The following is a 19,853-nucleotide window of genomic DNA, read 5'->3' on the forward strand; positions in this document are numbered from 1 at the left end:
GCCTAGAGGGGAGAATCCTGACTGATTTCGTCCAATGACAGGCTAAAGCTTGGTACAAACACCGTCATGAAATACTCCATCTCGTCGCTATGGCGTAGCGCTAAGGTTTTTTCCAGCCGTGCCAAGGCCATGGTGAACTCATTATTGCCTGCAGAGATTTCTTCCAGACATTTTAGATAGGCGCACAGCGTATCGGCCTGTTTCACCACTGATTTTTCTTCTGGCAGATAATGTTCTTCGTCAATCAGTCCCCGGTAGTCCTGCTGTAACTCTTGTGGCAACATGGCAATCAGTTTCTGCTGGGCAATACGTTCAATGTTTTTATATTCATGCGCAATCTGGGCGTTGAAATATTTAATGGGCGTTGGCATATCGCCGGTAAGCACTTCACTGGTGTCATGGTACATCGCCATTAAGGCGATACGTTCCGCATTGAGTTGGCCACCGAATTTACGGTTTTTAATCACCGCCAGCGCATGGGCGACAAAGGCCACCTGCAAACTGTGCTCGGACACATTCTCCGTGCGCACGTTACGCATCAGCGGCCAGCGACTAATCAGTTTTAAACGTGAAAGATGGGCGAAAAAATGGCTTTGGGTCATGGTGGACTCTTACGGCTGATGGATGGCGAAGAAACCTATTGTGGACAGGGTGTGGGCAATATGCAAATACGGGCGATCCGGGCCGAGTAGCCCGGATGGAGGAACTATTGATGATAATGCTGCAAAAAACGGCCAAACTTACTGATGGCACTTTCAAGGATGCCGATGCTTGGCAACGTGACGATACGTAAATGATCAGGCCACGGCCAGTTAAATGCACTGCCTTGCACCAGTAATACTTTTTCCTGCAACAGTAAATCCAGTACCAGCTTCTGATCGTCAAGAATGCTAAATCGCCGGGCATCAATGCGTGGGAACATATAAAGCGCACCGCTGGGTTTGACGCAGGACACGCCGGGAATCTCATTGATCAGTTCCCAGGCGCGGTTGCGCTGTTCATATAGGCGCCCACCTGGTTTGATAAACTCGCTGATGCTCTGGTAACCGCCCAGCGCTGTCTGGATAGCGTGCTGCATCGGCACGTTGGCGCACAGGCGCATAGACGCCAGCATCTCGAGGCCTTCTATATAGCCTTTGGCGTGTTTTTTCGGGCCGTTAAGCACCATCCAGCCCTGGCGGAAGCCCGCAACCCGATAGGTTTTAGACAGTCCGTTAAACGTCACGGTTAATAAATCCGGGGCCAGTGCGGCGATAGAATGATGTTGTGCGTCATCGTAGAGAATCTTGTCGTAGATCTCATCGGAGAAAATGATCAGGTTGTGCTGGCGGGCAATGTCCACCAGTTCAAGCAGTATTTCCTTGCTATAGACCGCGCCGGTGGGGTTGTTGGGATTGATGATCACCAGGCCGCGGGTGCGGGGGGTGATTTTGCTACGGATATCATCAAGATCGGGAAACCAACCGGCTTCCTCATCACAAAGATAATGTACGGCATTTCCGCCGGACAGCGATACCGATGCCGTCCACAGAGGATAATCCGGCGCCGGAATCAGCATTTCATCACCGGTATTTAATAGCGCCTGCATCGATTGCTGAATCAGTTCTGAAACACCGTTGCCAATATAGACATCTTCAACGGTAATATCATGCATATCGCGCGCCTGGTAGTGCTGCATGATGGCCTTGCGCGCCGTATACAACCCCTTTGAATCGCAATAGCCCTGCGAGGTGGGTAGATTTCGTATGACATCCACCAGAATTTCATCTGGCGCGTCAAAACCAAATGGCGCGGGGTTACCGATATTCAGCTTGAGAACCTTATTGCCTTCCTCTTCGAGGCGCTTGGCTTCTTTGAGCACAGGGCCTCGAATGTCATAACAAACATTTTCCAATTTACTGGATTTTTCTACGGGTGCGATCACGATATTACGCCTTATACCAGAAAACGTATTCCGACCATGGAATCACGCATTATGCATAATGTACTCCTCTGTGCCTGGCTTTTGAAGGTTCACGACAGGCTTAGGGACTAATGCTTATACTCAACTGCGCGAACAGTGAAAAATGTATTTTTTGGCCTTTTTTATGGGATAAATGGCTGCTTTGATGTCTACAAGTGATGATTGTCACTGTTTGATTCACCGAATTAATCTTTAAATGAAAAATAAATGTGCGTTTTTTATACTATTGAACATCAATAAGGATTACTCTTGCGCGATGAGATGAACACCCGGTGAGCATCGTATTGACAACAGTGACATAATTAGCGCTGAACCGGATTAAATCACTGAAAGGCGGGATTATTAGGCATAGTGCAATCCAGGCGTCGGATTTATGTACTAGATCACCCATTTTATGCTGTCAAGGTCGTGCTCCGCCTTAATTTTACTGGGGTTTCACCAGAGGAATAAAGCTCACATTTTGGTGCTTACAAAATATTGTTGTTTCGTTTATTGTGGCTATTTATGGTATACATTTAGGGGTAAGTAAAATTTAACGAGATTTTATTCCGGCAGTATAAGAAATAGTTAAGAAAAGTTAATGTTAAATATGAGTGTTCAGATAAAAAAAGCCATTAAATGCAAATATCCAACATTTGTCTTAATAATGAAGAAAGTCTTTTGTTAATTACTTTTACGTTTTTAGTTCTTCATAAAGTACTGTGTTTATACACAGTTATTTATAAATGATATCCTGATGAAATCTAGCGTATTCCCAAGGGCTATATGCAGCGTTTAGCTCTCGCTGGCAGGGTTATCATTTATATAAGTGGGAACCAGATGTACAGACGGGCACTCTGTTTTACGACGATTAAAGCAAGTGCTCGCAAACCTCACGGCGAATCACGGCGATTCGATTGACGAGGTTGAGCGGTTACGCTCATCACAGACAAAAATTGCAGTTTTTTGAAATACCAGGGTAGTAGTGTGTAATTAGATTACAAAAGTGAAGACAATATTATGACCAATGCAAACCGTCCCGTGCTCAATCTTGATCTTGATTTATTGAGAACGTTTGTTGCCGTCGCTGATCTTAATACTTTTGCGGCCGCAGCAGCAGCAGTATGCCGAACTCAATCGGCTGTCAGCCAGCAAATGCAACGATTAGAACAACTTGTAGGAAAGGAATTATTTGCCCGTCATGGTCGTAACAAGCTGTTGACTGAGCATGGCATTCAATTGCTCGGTTATGCCAGAAAAATATTGCTTTATAACGATGAAGCATGTACCTCATTGATGTACAGTAATATTCAGGGCGTACTGACCATCGGTGCGTCCGATGACACGGCCGATTCTATTCTGCCATTCCTATTAAGCCGGGTAACCCGTATTTACCCTAAACTGGCGATTGATGTGTGTGTCAAACGCAGCCTGCTTATGCAGGAAATGTTGACCAGTGGTGAAGTGGATCTTGCGATTACGACCTTCACCTCATCAAACAACCAAAACCATCCTTACGTCACGTTGCGCACCTCGCCAACCCTATGGTATTGCTCGGCAGACTACCGTTTTGTCCCTGGGGAGGTCATCCCTCTGGTGGTCTCTGACGAGCCCAGCGTGTTTCGCACGTTGGCCATAGAACATCTCCAGGCTGCGGGTCTACCGTGGCGAATTGCCTACAGCGCGTCCACGTTGTCGGCAATTCGCGCTGCGGTGAAGTCTGGGTTGGGTCTCACGGTGCGGCCGGTTGAAATGATGAGCCCTGAGCTGCGGGTGTTGGGCAAAAACGAGGGGCTACCCGCGCTGCCCGAAACCCAATATGCTCTTTGTAAACATCCACAATGTGAAAATGAACTGGCGATGGCCATTTTCAGCGCGGTGCAAACCGGGAACAACTTTTACAGTCCAGAATTTACGCCATCAGGCAAAGGTGAGGGGAGAAATGAGCGTTTTACCATTGGCGATGAATAATTTATCCAAGTGATATTAATAAGCCCCTGTAATAAGGGGCTTATAATGTATAAATTCTCATTTATACCCCACTGTATATAAAAAATACACCAAATGGGTAATAACCCAAATTTTGTATTTTTAGACTTAGTCTCACCGGATAGTGGTCTTTTCGACGTCCGCCAGGCAGTGACAGTTTTTTCACATATCAATTAAATCAAAACACTGTTTCTGATAATAAATTTATGTAATGGCGCACAAAGTGTGCAACTTTTATCTCTATAAACCGCAAAATTGTGCTCTGGATCAAATTTTACCCTTGCCGAGTACGCGGAATAGCCTGCTTTTCGCCGAAAATGGTATATTAACCGCGAGCAGCGTTAGCGTGGTACGCGCTGGCTCAAGCCGTTGGTTCGGTCACTGACTCGATTAAGCCAACCGCGGGGGCACAATATGTTACTTAGATATTAAATCTGTAAATTACTATGAAGTTTCCTTTGTCAAAGTTGACAAAAGGTTATGTAAAGGAGTAAAAACCCCACACAATGGCTGTGATTGCCGGTGGCATCAGCTCGGTGCGGTTGATTTTTACTTCTTCCCATAAATCGATGTGGTGAGTTGAACTGCCGTTGACTAAGAGCAGGCTGCAAAATGCCACTTTTGATGAGCAAAAAGAATGTCAATAACCACTGAAATTACCGCCCATTACTGGGCGTTCGCAGTATTCATCGCGGGTGCTGTCGGTTTATGCTGCTTTATGCTACTCGGCGGATATCTGCTTGGTGGACGCGCCCATTCCCGATCGAAAAATGTTCCGTTCGAATCCGGTATTGATCCGGTGGGAACGGCAAGATTACGGCTTTCATCCAAATTTTATCTGGTTGCCATGTTTTTCGTCATTTTTGATGTCGAAGCACTTTATTTATATGCCTGGTCGGTTTCCATTCGTGAAGTCGGCTGGGTGGGTTTCTTCGAAGCCGCCATATTTATTTTCGTGTTGTTGGCGGGCCTGGTTTATCTGGTGCGGATTGGCGCTCTGGATTGGACGCCTGAGCGTTCCCAGCGTCTGCACCGCGCGGGAAAGATCACTGAAAACCAACGTCATCAGCAGTAATAGCGAGGCATCAAAATGGATTACACCCTCACCCGCGTTGAGCCAGACGGTGAGAATGACCGTTACCCCCTGCAAAAACAGGAAATCGTTGCCGATCCGCTGGATGGCCAGGTTAGCCGCAGCGTTTACATGGGCAAGCTTGAGAACGCCTTGCACAATGCGGTGAACTGGGGGCGGGGCAATTCGTTATGGCCCTATAATTTCGGTCTCTCCTGTTGTTATGTGGAAATGACCACCGCGTTCACCGCTGTGCACGATGTGGCGCGTTTTGGGTCAGAAGTGATTCGTGCTTCACCGCGCCAGGCTGATTTTATGGTGGTGGCGGGCACGCCCTTTACCAAAATGGCTCCGGTTATTCAGCGGCTTTATGATCAAATGCTTGAGCCCAAGTGGGTCATTTCTATGGGTGCGTGCGCTAATTCCGGCGGCATGTATGATATCTATTCCGTCGTGCAAGGCGTGGACAAATTTTTGCCGGTTGATGTGTATATTCCCGGCTGTCCACCGCGTCCGGAAGCCTATATCCAAGCGTTGCTGCTGCTTAAGGAATCCATTGGCAAGGAGCGGCGGCCACTTTCCTGGGTGGTGGGCGATCAGGGTGTCTACCGTGCCAATATGCAGTCGGAACGCGAGCGTAAACAAGGCGAACGTATCGCCGTGACTAACCTGCGTTCCCCCGACGAGATTTAGTGCACCTGGGGATTCGCGGTTAATACCGCATAAATTTCGAGTGGCTTCACGCCGGCACAGCTTTAATTTGGTGATAATAATATGACAGAGTTGACGACGCAAAATCTCGCCCAGCCGGCTTGGCAAACACAGGACCACCTTGATGATCCTGTGATCGGTGAATTGCGTAACCGTTTCGGTCCAGACGCCTTTAGTGTGCAGCCGACCCGTACCGGAATTCCGGTGGTATGGGTGAGACGCGAGCAAATCCTCGACGTACTGGTATTTTTGAAAAAGTTGCCGAAGCCGTATGTAATGCTTTACGACCTGCACGGGGTGGACGAACGTTTGCGAACCCATCGTGACGGGCTGCCCGCCGCAGATTTCACCGTGTTCTATCATCTTATTTCCATTGATAGGAACCGGGATATTATGCTCAAGGTGGCGCTGGCGGAAAACGATCTTCACCTGCCGACCATTACCAACATTTTCCCCAACGCCAACTGGTATGAGCGTGAAACCTGGGAAATGTTTGGTACCGTGTTCGACGGCCATCCTCATCTGACCCGTATCATGATGCCGCAAAGCTGGCAGGGCCATCCACTGCGCAAAGACTATCCGGCACGCGCCACCGAATTCGATCCTTATATGCTGACCAAGCAGAAAGAGGATTTGGAAATGGAAGGGCTAACCTTCAAGCCTGAGGATTGGGGCATGAAACGCAGCCGGGACAATGAAGATTTTATGTTCCTCAACCTTGGGCCCAACCATCCTTCGGCCCATGGTGCGTTTCGCATCATTTTGCAGCTTGATGGTGAAGAGATCGTCGACTGTGTGCCCGATATCGGTTATCACCATCGCGGTGCCGAAAAAATGGGCGAGCGTCAATCCTGGCACAGCTATATTCCTTATACCGATCGGGTGGAATATCTGGGTGGCTGCGTCAATGAAATGCCCTATGTGCTGGCAGTGGAAAAACTGGCCGGTATTGTCGTACCCGAGCGGGTGGAAGTGATTCGGGTAATGCTTTCCGAACTGTTCCGCATCAATAGCCACCTGCTGTACATCAGTACCTATATTCAGGATGTGGGCGGTATGACTCCGGTCTTCCTGGCGTTTACCGACCGTCAGAAAATTTATGACGTGGTGGAGGCGATTACCGGTTTTCGCATGCACCCGGCCTGGTTCCGTATTGGCGGCGTAGCCCACGACCTGCCGCGCGGCTGGGAAGGCCTGCTACGTGATTTCCTGAACTGGTTGCCAAAACGCCTGGATTCCTATGTCAAGGCGGCGCTGAAAAACAGCGTATTGCGCGGACGTGCCGAAGGCGTTGCCGCGTATAATGCCAAAGAGGCGTTGGACTGGGGCGTCACCGGCGCAGCGCTGCGCGCCACCGGTATCTCATTTGACGTGCGGAAATGGCGACCTTATTCCGGTTATGACAAATTCGATTTTGAAGTCCCGGTGGGTGACGGTATCAGCGATTGTTACAGCCGCGTGATGCTAAAAGTCGAAGAGATGCGCCAAAGTCTACGTATCCTCGAACAATGCCTGAATAATATGCCGTCAGGGCCGTTTAAAGCCGATCATCCGCTGACCACGCCGCCGCCTAAAGAGCGCACGCTGCAGCATATCGAAACCCTGATTACCCATTTCCTGCAGGTATCCTGGGGCCCGGTCATGCCGGCCAATGAATCTTTTCAGATGGTCGAGGCCACCAAAGGAATCAACAGTTATTATCTGACCAGCGATGGCAGCACCATGAGCTACCGGACCCGGATTCGCACACCAAGTTTCCCCCATCTGCAGCAAATCCCCTCGGTGATCCGCGGCAGCCTGGTGTCCGACCTTATCGTCTATCTGGGCAGTATCGATTTTGTTATGTCAGATGTGGACCGCTAATTATGCATGAACATAAACCACCGCATGAGCAAGCCAGTGAGCAATGCCATTGCCACGCCGACGGGCACAATGAGACTGAGGTCTTTGTCCTGAGCAGCCAGGAACGCGATGCTATCGAACATGAAAAACATCACTACGAGGATGCGCGCGCCGTCTCTATTGAAGCACTGAAAATTGTGCAAAAACAACGGGGTTGGGTGCCTGATGGTGCTATAGACGCCATCGCTGACGTCCTGGGGATCCCAGGCAGTGATGTGGAAGGCGTGGCAACCTTTTATAGCCAGATTTTCCGCCAGCCGGTGGGGCGCCATATTATTCGCTATTGCGACAGCGTGGTTTGCCATATTACCGGTTATCAGGGGATCCAGGCAGCGCTTGAGCAGTCACTGAATATTAAGCCCGGCCAGACCACCGATGATGGGCGCTTTACCCTGCTGCCCACTTGTTGTCTGGGCAACTGCGACAAAGGGCCGACCATGATGATTGATGATGACACCCACGTTCATCTGACGCCGGAAGGTATCGGCTCGCTACTGGAGCAGTATCGATGATAAAAGATATTGTGCGCACCGCCGAAATGCATCCGTTGACCTGGCGTCTGCGCGATGACCACCAGCCGGTGTGGTTTGACGAATATCGTGCCAAAAACGGCTATGCTGGTGCGGATAAAGCCCTCAAGGGCATGTCACCGGATGAGATCGTGGCCCAGGTTAAGGACTCCGGTCTGAAAGGGCGGGGCGGGGCGGGATTTTCCACCGGCCTGAAATGGAGCCTGATGCCGAAGGATCCCAGCATGGACATCCGTTATTTGCTGTGTAACGCGGATGAAATGGAGCCTGGCACCTATAAAGACCGTTTGTTGATGGAACAACTACCACATATGTTGGTGGAGGGCATGCTGATCGCTGCCTTTGCGCTGAAAGCCTATCGTGGTTATATTTTTTTACGTGGCGAATATGTTGAGGCGGCGGTACATCTGCGGCGCGCCATAAGCGAAGCGCAGCAGGCCGGTTATCTGGGTAAAAATATTCTCGGTACCGGGTTTGATTTCGAACTGATTGTCCATACCGGTGCTGGTCGTTACATTTGTGGTGAAGAAACCGCCCTGATCAACTCCCTCGAAGGACGGCGTGCCAATCCGCGCTCAAAACCCCCTTTCCCCGCCACCTCAGGCGCATGGGGCAAGCCCACTTGCGTTAATAACGTGGAAACCCTGTGCAACGTCCCGGCCATTCTTGAATATGGCGTGGAGTGGTACAAGGGTATCAGTGCAGGCAAAAGCAACGATACCGGCACCAAGATGATGGGGTTCTCCGGGCGGGTCAAACACCCAGGTTTATGGGAATTGCCGTTCGGCATCTCGGCTCGGGAAATCCTTGAGGATTATGCCGGCGGTATGCGTGACGGACTGACGCTAAAGGCATGGCAACCGGGTGGTGCCGGCACCGATTTTCTCACCGCCGATCATTTGGATTTGCCGATGGATTTCGAACACATCGGCAAGGCCGGCAGTCGTTTGGGCACCGCGCTGGCCATGGCGGTGGATAACGAAATCAATATGGTGTCGTTGACCCGCAATCTGGAAGAGTTTTTCTCGCGTGAATCCTGCGGCTGGTGTACCCCCTGCCGCGATGGCCTGCCCTGGAGCGTGAAACTACTGCGTGCCATTGAAAACGGTGAAGGGCAACCGGGTGACATTGAGACACTCGAACAGCTGTGTCGGTTTCTCGGCCCGGGTAAGACGTTTTGTGCCCATGCGCCAGGTGCTGTGGAGCCCTTGCAGAGTGCCATTAAATATTTCCGGGCTGAATTTGAAGCGGGAATTGCAACGCAGCATATCGGTAATACCCGCGCCATTGCCGGTATTCAGCCAAATTTGCTGAAAGCGCGTTGGTAACCCTGCATCCGGATCGCGTGCGAACGTGACGCGCCGGATGTCATACCCAAAAGATCTTGCGTTGCACGAAGGCGGCAAACGAGTGAATCCCGATGAGCTTACATCAGTATGTTATTTGGGTGAACGAGAGCAGCCAACATGCTTGTAACGGCAAAGATGAAGGGTATACCGAGACGCATTTTGATTAACGCCTGCTAATTGCGGGACACACGGAAGCATGCTGACTATGGCTACCATTCATGTAGACGGCAAAGAATACGAAGTTGACGGGTCCGACAACCTGCTAAAGGCTTGTCTTTCCCTGGGACTCGATATTCCTTATTTTTGCTGGCATCCGGCGCTGGGCAGCGTCGGCGCTTGCCGCCAGTGCGCGGTTAAGCAATACCAAAACGCCGAAGATACGCGCGGACGTCTGGTCATGTCCTGTATGACCCCGGCGACTGACGGCACCTTTATCTCCATAGCGGACGAAGAGGCGCAGCAATTTCGCAAAAGCGTCGTGGAATGGTTGATGACCAACCACCCGCACGATTGTCCGGTGTGTGAGGAGGGTGGCAACTGCCATCTGCAGGATATGACGGTCATGACTGGCCAGAATTTCCGCCGCTATCGCTTTACCAAACGCACTCATCACAATCAGTATCTCGGCCCGTTTATCTCTCATGAGATGAACCGCTGCATCGCCTGTTACCGGTGTGTACGTTATTATAAAGATTATGCCGACGGTACCGATCTCGGGGTGTATGGCGCCCATGATAACGTCTATTTCGGCCGTCCCCAGGACGGTGTGCTGGAAAGCGAGTTTGCCGGCAACCTGGTGGAAGTTTGCCCCACCGGCGTGTTTACCGATAAAACCCACTCAGAACGCTATAATCGCAAATGGGACATGCAGTTCGCTCCCAGTGTCTGCCAACAGTGCAGCGTGGGATGCAATACCAGTCCTGGCGAGCGTTATGGTGAACTCAGACGTATCGAAAACCGCTTTAACGGCAGCGTAAATCACTATTTCCTCTGCGATCGTGGTCGCTTTGGTTACGGCTATGTCAATCTTAAGGATCGCCCACGTCACCCGTTACAACGCCGTGGCGATGACTGGATTGCCCTGAACGCCGAGCAGGCGATGCAAGGTGCAGCCGATGCGCTGCGCCAGGCGAAAAAAATGATCGGCATCGGCTCGCCGCGCGCCAGCGTGGAGAGCAATTTCGCCCTGCGCGATTTAGTGGGGGCCGATAATTTCTATACCGGTGTCTCCGGGGACGAACAGGCACGGTTGGAGCTGATGCTCAGCGTGCTGCGCGACGGGGGCATCCATACCCCTTCCCTGCGTGATATGGAAACGTATGACGCCGTGCTGATCCTGGGCGAGGATGTCACCCAGACCGGTGCGCGCATTGCGCTGGCGGTACGCCAGGCCGTGAAGGGCAAAGCCCGGGAAATGGCCGCTGCGCAGAAAGTTGCCGATTGGCAAATCGCCGCTATTCAAAACATCGGTCAGCATGCCAAGCACCCGCTGTTTATTACCAGCGTTGATAGCACCAGGCTCGACGATCTGGCTGCCTGGAGCTATCGGGCACCGGTGGAGGACCAGGCTCGTCTGGGCTTCGCCATCGCCCATGCTCTGGACGAAAATGCACCGGCAGTGTCTGATTTGGACGATGCGTTGCGGTCTAAGCTCGACGTTGTCGTGCAGGCCTTGGCCGGCGCCCGCCGACCGCTGATCATTTCGGGCAGTGGTGCCGGTAGTCTGGCCATGATTAGCGCCGCCGCCAACGTCGCCCAAGCGCTAAAAGCACGCGGTGCTGACGTGGGCATCAGTTTTGTCGCGCAGTACGCCAACAGTATGGGACTGGCGCTGATCGGCGGCGGTTCCCTTGACCAGGCTCTGGATCAAGTCGAACAGGGCGCGGCGGATAGCGTTATTGTGTTGGAAAACGACCTGTATCGTCATGCACCAGCGCAGCGAGTGGATGCGGCGCTGGCCAAGGTCATTAATCTGATTGTCGTTGACCACCAACGCACCGCCATTATGGATCACGCCAATCTGATTTTGCCGGCAGCCAGCTTTGCTGAAAGCGACGGCACGCTGGTTAATCAGGAAGGACGTGCGCAGCGCTTTTTCCAGGTTTACGATCCGGCCTATTATGACGATACGGTGGTGATGCTCGAGAGCTGGCGTTGGCTGCATTCGCTGCATTCCACCTATCTTAAACGCCATGTGGACTGGACCCAGTTCGATCAGATTATTGCTGCTTGCGCTGAGGCGTTGCCACAATTGGCCGGTATTATCGAGGCTGCGCCGAACGCCAACTTCCGCGTTAGCGGACAGAAACTGGCGCGTGAACCGCATCGCTACAGCGGCCGTACCGCCATGCGCGCCAACATTGACGTGCATGAACCGCGTCAGCCGCAGGATAAAGACACCATGTTTGCCTTTTCAATGGAAGGCAACAGCAGCCCACAGGGACAAAGCAAGCAGGTGGCTTTTGCCTGGGCACCTGGCTGGAACTCGCCGCAGGCCTGGAATAAATTCCAGGATGAAGTGGGTGGCCATTTGCGCCATGGCGATCCCGGCGTGCGTTTGTTGGAGGCCGGTGAGGGTCGGTTAGCCTATTTTACCGAGATTCCGGCAGCTTACATCGCCATAGATGATGGTCATTGGCGTGTTGCGCCGTATTACCATCTGTTTGGCAGCGAAGAGACCTCCCAACGCTCGGCAGTCATTCAAGAGCGGATGCCCGAGCCTTATATCATGGTCAGCCGCCAGGATGAACAGCGACTGGGAGTGAACAGCGGTACACTGCTGGAATTTAGCTGTGATGGACAATCCCTGCGTCTGCCGGTGCGTTTTAGCGACGCTCTGGCTGCTGGCCAAGTGGGGCTACCGCTCGGTCTGCCCGGCATTCCGCCGGTATGGGTGGGGCAACGCATTGAGCATGTACGGGAGGCCGCGTTATGAGTTGGTTAACATCGGATGTGATTGACATCATATTGACGGTATTAAAGGCGATAGTGATTCTGCTGGTGGTGGTGACCTGCGGCGCGTATATGAGTTTTGCCGAACGGCGCCTGCTCGGTCTGTTCCAGAATCGTTACGGGCCTAACCGCGTCGGCTGGGGCGGTTCGCTGCAGCTGGTGGCGGATATGCTGAAAATGTTCTTTAAAGAGGACTGGATCCCGCCGTTTTCCGATCGCATGATCTTTACCCTGGCGCCAGTCATTGCGTTCACTGCGCTGTTGGTCTCGTTCACGATTATTCCGGTCAGCCCCACCTGGGTGGTATCGGATCTGAATATCGGCGTGCTGTTCTTTTTGATGATGGCGGGGCTGGCGGTATATGCGGTGCTGTTCGCCGGTTGGTCAAGCAATAATAAATACTCCCTGTTAGGTGCCATGCGCGCCTCGGCGCAGACGCTGAGCTATGAGGTGTTCCTCGGGCTCTCGCTGATGGGGGTGGTTGCGCGGGCCGGATCCTTTAGTCTGGGCGACATCGTCGCTTCACAGGCCCATTTGTGGAATATCATTCCGCAGTTCTTTGGTTTTGCGACCTTTGTATTGGCCGGTATTGCGGTATGTCACCGCCATCCGTTCGATCAGCCGGAAGCAGAGCAGGAGTTGGCGGATGGCTACCATATAGAATATTCCGGCATGAAGTTTGGTCTGTTTTTCGTCGGTGAATATATCGGCATCGTCACGGTATCGGCGCTGATCGTCACGCTGTTTTTTGGTGGCTGGCAGGGACCGTGGTTACCGCCTTTTTGCTGGTTTGCCATCAAAACCGCCTTTTTTATGATGATGTTTATCCTGATCCGAGCGGCGCTACCCCGACCGCGTTATGACCAGGTGATGTCCTTCGGTTGGACCATCTGCCTGCCGTTGACGCTGCTGAATCTGCTGGCGACGGCTGCGGTCATTTTATACAACGCTCAATGAGGGGTGAATAAACCATGACGTTAAAAGAGTTAGTGTATGGTGCAGGCACCCAGCTACGCAGTATCTGGATGATCGGCATGCAGGCGTTCAGCAAGCGTGAAACGCAAATGTACCCGGACGTGCCGGTGAATCCGCCACCGCGTTTTCGTGGCCGCATTGTGCTTACGCGCGACCCGGACGGTGAGGAGCGCTGTGTGGCTTGCAACCTGTGCGCTGTGGCCTGTCCGGTCAGTTGCATTTCGCTGCAAAAAGCCGAGACCGCCGACGGCCGCTGGTATCCGGAGTTTTTTCGCATCAATTTCTCCCGCTGCATTTTTTGCGGGTTATGCGAAGAAGCCTGTCCGACTACCGCTATCCAGCTTACGCCCGATTTTGAAATGGGCGAGTTTAAGCGTCAGGATCTGGTGTATGAAAAAGAACATTTGCTGATTTCGGGGCCGGGTAAATATCCGGAATATAATTTTTATCGGATGGCCGGTATGGCGATCGATGGGAAAGATAAAGGCGAAGCGGAAAACGAAGCCAAGCCTATCGACGTCAAAGGTTTGCTGCCCTAAGGAGTTAAGCATGGAAGTCGCTTTTTATTTGTCCGGACTGGTGGCGATACTGGCTACGCTGCGGGTGATTACCCACACGCATCCAGTGCACGCACTGTTGTATTTAATCATCTCGCTGTTGGCGATTGCCTGCGTGTTCTTTTCGCTCGGGGCCTACTTTGCCGGTGCGCTGGAAATCATCGTTTACGCCGGCGCCATCATGGTGCTGTTTGTGTTTGTGGTGATGATGCTTAATCTGGGGGCTGCGGATGTGCGCCAAGAACGTGCCTGGCTGACCCCCTCGGTCTGGATCGGGCCAAGCATTATGTCCTTGCTGCTGCTGGGCGTGCTGATCCGGGCGATTATCGATCTGCGCGATCACGGCATCACTGGCGATATCATCAGCGCCAAGTCGGTGGGTATCGCGTTGTTCGGTCCTTATGTTCTGGCTGTGGAGTTGGCTTCCATGCTGCTGCTGGCCGGGCTGGTGGTGGCGTTTCACCTGGGGCGTGAAGATCGCGAAGGCGACACGCACAATAAAGGGCCTAACGTCACCAATGCCACTAAAAGAAAATCGGAGGAGCAATCATGATCCCGTTAACGCACGGACTCGTTTTGGCCGCCATCCTGTTCGTCTTGGGTTTGACCGGGATGCTGATTCGCCGCAATTTGCTGTTTATGTTGCTGGGGCTTGAGATCATGATCAACGCTTGTGCTTTGGCGTTTGTGGTCGCCGGCAGTTACTGGGGGCAGGCGGACGGGCAGGTGATGTATATCCTGACTATCAGCCTCGGTGCGGCTGAGGCCAGTATCGGTCTGGCGCTGTTACTGCAGTTGCACCGCCGTCGGCAATCCCTGAATATCGATTCAGCCAGCGAGATGCACGGATGAACCTACTCTATTTAACAATTTTAATTCCCTTACTGGGATACGTGCTGCTGGCGTTTTCGCGCGGCCGCTGGTCGGAAAACCTCTCTGCCACCGTCGGTGTGGGTTGCATTGGGCTGGCTGCGTTGACCACTCTGTGGGTAGGCATTGACTACCTGAGTCACCGTCCCAGCGATACTGCGGTATTCAACCAGCCGTTGTGGACCTGGATCGCGGTGGATAATTTTAAGATTGCCTTCACCCTGACCCTGGACGGCCTGTCGCTGACCATGCTGTCGGTAGTGACCGGCGTGGGTTTTTTAATCCACCTGTTTGCGTCCTGGTACATGCGCGGTGACAAAGGGTATTCGCGCTTTTTCGCTTACACCAACCTGTTTATCGCCAGCATGGCACTGCTGGTGCTGGGTGATAATCTGCTGTTGATGTATCTCGGTTGGGAAGGGGTAGGGTTGTGCAGCTATTTGCTGATTGGCTTTTATTACAGCGAATCGAAAAATGGCGCCGCAGCGATGAAAGCCTTTATCGTGACCCGTGTCGGCGACGTGCTGCTGGCGTTTGCCATGTTTATTCTCTACCGCGAACTGGGTACCTTGAATTTCCGCGAGTTGATGGTGCTGGCACCACAACATTTGGCGGCAGGATCCACCGCGATTAACTGGGCGACGCTAATGCTGCTCGGCGGCGCGGTGGGTAAATCGGCTCAACTGCCGTTACAAACCTGGCTGGCCGATGCCATGGCCGGTCCTACCCCGGTTTCGGCGTTAATCCACGCCGCTACCATGGTGACCGCCGGGGTCTATCTGATCGCCCGTACCCACGGTCTGTTTCTCATGGCGCCCGAGGTACTCAACCTGGTCGGTGTGGTCGGCGCGGTGACGCTGGTGCTGGCAGGATTTGCTGCGCTGGTACAAACCGACATCAAACGTGTACTGGCGTACTCGACCATGAGCCAAATCGGCTATATGTTTTTGGCGCTGGGTGTTCATGCTTGGGATGCGGCGATCTTCCACCTGATGACGCACGCCTTCTTCAAGGCACTGCTGTTCCTGTCGTCGGGGTCGGTGATCCTGGCCTGCCACCACGAGCAGAATATCTTCCGCATGGGTGGGCTGCGTAAATCGCTGCCGCTGGTGTACATCTGCTTCCTGGTGGGCGGCGCATCGCTAGCGGCTTTGCCGATTGTCACTGCCGGATTCTACAGCAAGGATGAAATTCTGTGGGGTGCCATGGCCAACGGCCATATTAATCTGATGTTCGCGGGAATCATCGGGGCGCTCTTAACCTCGCTGTATACCTTCCGAATGATCTTTATCGTGTTTCACGGCAAAGAACAGATCAAGGCCCACGCAGGCAAGGGCATTAGCCATCATCTGCCGCTGCTGATACTGCTGGCATTGTCGACCTTTATCGGCGCGCTGATAGCACCACCGCTGGCGGGCGTGTTACCAGAGAACCACTTTGGCGAAGACGGTAAAATGATGCTGGAGATGGTATCCGGTGCGATCGTTATTATCGGCATTCTGATCGCCGCAGCGTTGTATCTTGGCAAACGCAGCCTGGTCAATGCGGTGGCCGCCAGTGCACCAGGCCGTTTCTTCACGGTCTGGTGGTATAACGCCTGGGGATTTGACTGGTTATACGACAAACTGTTTGTCAGAACTTTCCTGAGTATTGCCCGGCTACTGCAGCGGGATCCGCTAAATGCCATGCTTAACATTCCGGCGGTGTTGGCCCGTTGGGGCGGGCGCGGTCTGCTCTTAAGCGAAAGCGGACAGTTGCGCTGGTATGCGGCATCCATGAGTTTAGGCGCCGTGATTGTGGTGGCGCTGCTGATATTTGTATAACAATAGCATTAATGATACGTGAGGAGCGAAAGTGGCACCGGTTGTATCGCCGCCTTCGCTCCGCAGCAAAATTTCAGGTTATTTCAATTTAGGGACGCACAACGCCATGCTACTACCTTGGCTAATACTTATCCCCTTCATTGGCGGTCTGCTATGTTGGCAATGCGAGCGTTTTGGTACCCGGGTACCGCGCTGGATTGCCGTGATCGCGATGGGGCTGACACTGGCGCTCTCCCTGCAATTATGGTTGCAGGGGGGGTATACACTGGTTTCGGCGCAGGGTTTGCCGCAGTGGCAATCCGAATACAGTCTGCCGTGGATACCTCGCTTCGGTATTTCAATCCACTTGGCGCTGGATGGGCTTTCCCTGCTGATGGTGGTGCTGACCGGCCTGTTGGGCGTGCTGGCTATTCTGTGTTCTTGGCGTGAAATCCAGCGCTATCAGGGATTTTTCCACCTTAACCTGCTGTGGATCCTTGGCGGCGTTATCGGGGTGTTCCTGGCCATTGACATGTTCCTGTTCTTTTTCTTCTGGGAAATGATGTTGGTGCCCATGTACTTCCTGATTGCCTTGTGGGGTCACAAGGCATCGGACGGTAAAACCCGCATCGCCGCGGCGACCAAGTTCTTTATCTATACCCAGTCCAGCGGCCTGGTGATGTTGGTCGCGATCTTGGGGCTGGTGTTTGTGCACTTCAATGCCACCGGTGTCTGGACCTTTAATTACGATGACCTGCTGCATACCCCCATGTCGTCGTTGGTGCAATACTTGCTGATGCTTGGCTTCTTTATCGCCTTCGCGGTGAAAATGCCGGTGGTACCGCTGCACGGCTGGCTGCCGGATGCCCATAGTCAGGCGCCGACTGCCGGTTCGGTGGATTTGGCCGGTATCCTGTTGAAAACCGCCGCTTACGGCATGCTGCGTTTTTGTCTGCCGCTGTTCCCCGAGGCATCCCATCAATTTGCACCCATTGCCATGTGGTTGGGTGTGATCGGGATTTTTTACGGTGCCTGGATGGCTTTTGCCCAGACAGATATCAAACGCCTGATTGCTTATACCAGTGTTTCCCATATGGGATTCGTGTTGATCGCCATCTACAGCGGTAGTCAACTGGCCTTTCAGGGCGCGGTGGTGCAAATGATTGCCCATGGGTTGTCTGCCGCCGGGATGTTTATCATCTGCGGACAGTTGTACGAACGTCTACATACCCGCGATATGCGCCAGATGGGCGGCCTATGGGGGCGGATAAAAATCATTCCCGCCATGTCGCTATTTTTTGCCGTTGCTACGCTTGGGATACCGGGTACCGGTAACTTCGTCGGTGAAATACTGATTTTGTTCGGTAGCTTCCCGGTGGTGCCGATCATTACGGTGATCGCCGCTTTCGGTTTGGTTTTTGCGTCCGTTTATTCGTTGAGCATGATCCAGCGCGCTTTTTATGGCCCGGCCAAATCCAGCGAACCCCTACCGGGAATGTCGATGCGTGAACTGTCGATCGTGATGCTGCTGGCGGTGTTGTTGGTGTTGTTGGGCTTTTTCCCGCAGCTGATCCTAAACACGTCCTCGGCGGCGATGACCAATGTCCAGCACTGGTTCGCCTTACACGAAGCGGGTTCAACCATTTTAACCACAAGGCCGTAATTCGCCATGACAATAACTCCTCAACAACTGATCGCGCTGCTGCCGCTGTTGATCGTCGGATTGACGGTGGTGGTTGTGATGCTGTGCATTGCGTGGCGACGCAACCACTTTGTCAATGCTACTCTGACCGTTATCGGTCTTAACCTGGCTTTACTGTCGCTGTTTTTTGTCGGCCAGCTTGGCGCCATGGACGTCACCCCGCTGATTCGGGTAGACGGCTACTCCATGTTTTATACCGGACTGGTATTGGCCGCCAGTCTTGCCACCAGTACCTTTGCGTACCCCTGGCTTGCCGGTTACCCTGGCAATCGCGATGAGTTTTATTTGTTGGTGCTGATCGCCGCCATGGGGGGCATTTTACTGTCGGGGGCTAATCACCTGGCCTCGATGTTCCTGGGCATTGAACTGATCTCCCTGCCGTTGTTTGGTTTGATAGGCTACGCCTACCGCCAAAAACGATCGCTGGAAGCCAGCTTGAAATACATGTTGTTGTCTGCCGCAGCGTCGTCGTTTCTGTTGTTTGGTATGGCGCTGGTGTATGCCGATACCGGCAACCTGTCGTTTGTTGGTTTGGCAGGCAGCCTGACTGACGCCGTGTTACACCAGCCGCTACTGTTGGCGGGTCTGGGCATGATGCTGGTCGGTCTGGGATTCAAACTGTCGCTGGTTCCTTTCCATCTATGGACCCCTGATGTTTATCAAGGGGCGCCGGCACCGGTTTCTACTTTCCTCGCCACCGCCAGCAAGATCGCGATTTTTGCGGTATTGATGCGTTTGTTCCTATATACCCCGGTGGTTGATAGCCATGCACTGCGTCTGGTCTTGGGAATTATCGCCGTTTGCTCGATTTTGTTCGGCAACCTGATGGCCATTGCGCAGACCAATATCAAACGCCTATTGGGCTATTCCTCCATTGCCCATATGGGGTATCTGACAGTTGGACTGATTGCGGTTCAGGCACACCAACTGGCCATGGAAGCGGTAGGTGTCTATATGGCGGGTTACCTGTTCAGCAGTTTGGGTGCCTTTGGGGTGGTCAGCCTGATGTCCAGTCCCTACAGCGGTCCGGACGCCGATTCGTTATATTCTTATCGCGGACTGTTCTGGCATAAGCCGATTTTATCGGCAGTGATGACGGTAATGATGCTGTCTTTAGCCGGGATCCCCATGACCCTGGGTTTTATTGGTAAATTCTACATCATGGCTGCCGGGGTGGGTGCACATTTGTGGTGGCTGACCGGCACCGTGGTGCTCGGCAGCGCCATCGGTTTATATTATTACCTGCGGGTGATGGTCAGCCTTTATCTTAGCCCACCGGAAAGACTGCGTCGTGATACGCCGAGTAACTGGGCATTGACCGCCGGCGGTGTGGTGGTGCTTATTTCGTCACTATTGGTATTGCTGCTGGGTATCTATCCGCAACCACTGATCTCGTTGGTGCGTTTGGCGCAACCCCTGATGTAATCCCTGATGTAATAAACCTGTCCTCAATTGAACCGCCGTCCGGCGGTTCAATTCTTATCCTGCGGTAAACTACGA

General features: G+C 52.7%; 16 protein-coding genes. 14 read left to right on the plus strand and 2 right to left on the minus strand.

Translation table 11 applies throughout. The features are described 5' to 3' along the window. Positions 1–2: 2 nt before the first annotated feature. A complete protein-coding gene (gene yfbR, locus SJI19_RS01035) occupies positions 3–602 on the minus strand; it encodes a 5'-deoxynucleotidase (protein ID WP_323476389.1) in 600 nt (199 codons plus the stop codon). 104 nt (positions 603–706) lie between these two features. Beyond that, positions 707–1,921 carry a pyridoxal phosphate-dependent aminotransferase gene (locus SJI19_RS01040; RefSeq protein WP_323476564.1) on the minus strand — a complete coding sequence of 405 codons (1,215 nt, stop codon included), beginning with the start codon at positions 1,919–1,921 and terminating at the stop codon, positions 707–709. Positions 1,922–2,962: 1,041 nt separating this feature from the next. Between SJI19_RS01040 and lrhA the strand changes: the two genes are divergently transcribed. The 14 genes from lrhA to nuoN all read left to right on the plus strand — a co-directional run bounded on the left by lrhA (position 2,963) and on the right by nuoN (position 19,778). Beyond that, positions 2,963–3,913 (plus strand): transcriptional regulator LrhA, encoded by a 951-nt coding sequence (lrhA, locus tag SJI19_RS01045; RefSeq protein WP_323476390.1) that lies wholly within the window; start codon positions 2,963–2,965, stop codon positions 3,911–3,913. 655 nt (positions 3,914–4,568) lie between these two features. After that, positions 4,569–5,006: an NADH-quinone oxidoreductase subunit A gene (locus SJI19_RS01050; RefSeq protein ID WP_323476391.1), complete on the plus strand. Its 438-nt coding sequence runs from the start codon at positions 4,569–4,571 to the stop codon at positions 5,004–5,006. Positions 5,007–5,021: 15 nt separating this feature from the next. Then, positions 5,022–5,696 (plus strand): NADH-quinone oxidoreductase subunit B, encoded by a 675-nt coding sequence (locus SJI19_RS01055; protein ID WP_323476392.1) that lies wholly within the window; start codon positions 5,022–5,024, stop codon positions 5,694–5,696. Between the two features lie 81 nt (positions 5,697–5,777). Continuing rightward, positions 5,778–7,577: an NADH-quinone oxidoreductase subunit C/D gene (nuoC, locus tag SJI19_RS01060; protein ID WP_323476393.1), complete on the plus strand. Its 1,800-nt coding sequence runs from the start codon at positions 5,778–5,780 to the stop codon at positions 7,575–7,577. 2 nt (positions 7,578–7,579) lie between these two features. After that, the gene (nuoE, locus tag SJI19_RS01065) at positions 7,580–8,128 is read left to right on the plus strand and encodes an NADH-quinone oxidoreductase subunit NuoE (RefSeq protein ID WP_323476394.1); all 549 of its coding nucleotides are present in this window, start codon (positions 7,580–7,582) and stop codon (positions 8,126–8,128) included. Continuing rightward, a complete protein-coding gene (gene nuoF, locus SJI19_RS01070; protein ID WP_323476395.1) occupies positions 8,125–9,474 on the plus strand; it encodes an NADH-quinone oxidoreductase subunit NuoF in 1,350 nt (449 codons plus the stop codon). Before nuoE ends, nuoF begins: the two co-directional genes overlap by 4 nt. Before the next feature lie 226 nt (positions 9,475–9,700). Continuing rightward, positions 9,701–12,430 carry an NADH-quinone oxidoreductase subunit NuoG gene (gene nuoG / locus SJI19_RS01075; RefSeq protein ID WP_323476396.1) on the plus strand — a complete coding sequence of 910 codons (2,730 nt, stop codon included), beginning with the start codon at positions 9,701–9,703 and terminating at the stop codon, positions 12,428–12,430. Next, positions 12,427–13,404: an NADH-quinone oxidoreductase subunit NuoH gene (gene nuoH, locus SJI19_RS01080; RefSeq protein ID WP_323476397.1), complete on the plus strand. Its 978-nt coding sequence runs from the start codon at positions 12,427–12,429 to the stop codon at positions 13,402–13,404. Before nuoG ends, nuoH begins: the two co-directional genes overlap by 4 nt. Before the next feature lie 14 nt (positions 13,405–13,418). Further along, the gene (gene nuoI, locus SJI19_RS01085) at positions 13,419–13,961 is read left to right on the plus strand and encodes an NADH-quinone oxidoreductase subunit NuoI (RefSeq protein WP_323476398.1); all 543 of its coding nucleotides are present in this window, start codon (positions 13,419–13,421) and stop codon (positions 13,959–13,961) included. A 10-nt stretch (positions 13,962–13,971) separates the two neighbouring features. After that, positions 13,972–14,532, plus strand: a complete 561-nt coding sequence (gene nuoJ / locus SJI19_RS01090) for an NADH-quinone oxidoreductase subunit J (RefSeq protein WP_323476399.1) — start codon at positions 13,972–13,974, stop codon at positions 14,530–14,532. Then, positions 14,529–14,831 carry an NADH-quinone oxidoreductase subunit NuoK gene (nuoK, locus tag SJI19_RS01095; protein ID WP_323476400.1) on the plus strand — a complete coding sequence of 101 codons (303 nt, stop codon included), beginning with the start codon at positions 14,529–14,531 and terminating at the stop codon, positions 14,829–14,831. Before nuoJ ends, nuoK begins: the two co-directional genes overlap by 4 nt. Continuing rightward, positions 14,828–16,672: an NADH-quinone oxidoreductase subunit L gene (gene nuoL, locus SJI19_RS01100; protein WP_323476401.1), complete on the plus strand. Its 1,845-nt coding sequence runs from the start codon at positions 14,828–14,830 to the stop codon at positions 16,670–16,672. The genes nuoK and nuoL overlap by 4 nt, the downstream gene beginning before the upstream one ends. Before the next feature lie 106 nt (positions 16,673–16,778). Beyond that, positions 16,779–18,314, plus strand: coding sequence for an NADH-quinone oxidoreductase subunit M (nuoM, locus tag SJI19_RS01105; RefSeq protein WP_323476565.1), 1,536 nt, complete (start codon positions 16,779–16,781; stop codon positions 18,312–18,314). Positions 18,315–18,320: 6 nt separating this feature from the next. After that, positions 18,321–19,778 carry an NADH-quinone oxidoreductase subunit NuoN gene (gene nuoN, locus SJI19_RS01110; protein WP_323476402.1) on the plus strand — a complete coding sequence of 486 codons (1,458 nt, stop codon included), beginning with the start codon at positions 18,321–18,323 and terminating at the stop codon, positions 19,776–19,778. Positions 19,779–19,853 lie beyond the last annotated feature (75 nt).

It is taken from the genome of Acerihabitans sp. TG2, assembly GCF_035013185.1.
GTDB lineage: Bacteria > Pseudomonadota > Gammaproteobacteria > Enterobacterales > Enterobacteriaceae > Acerihabitans.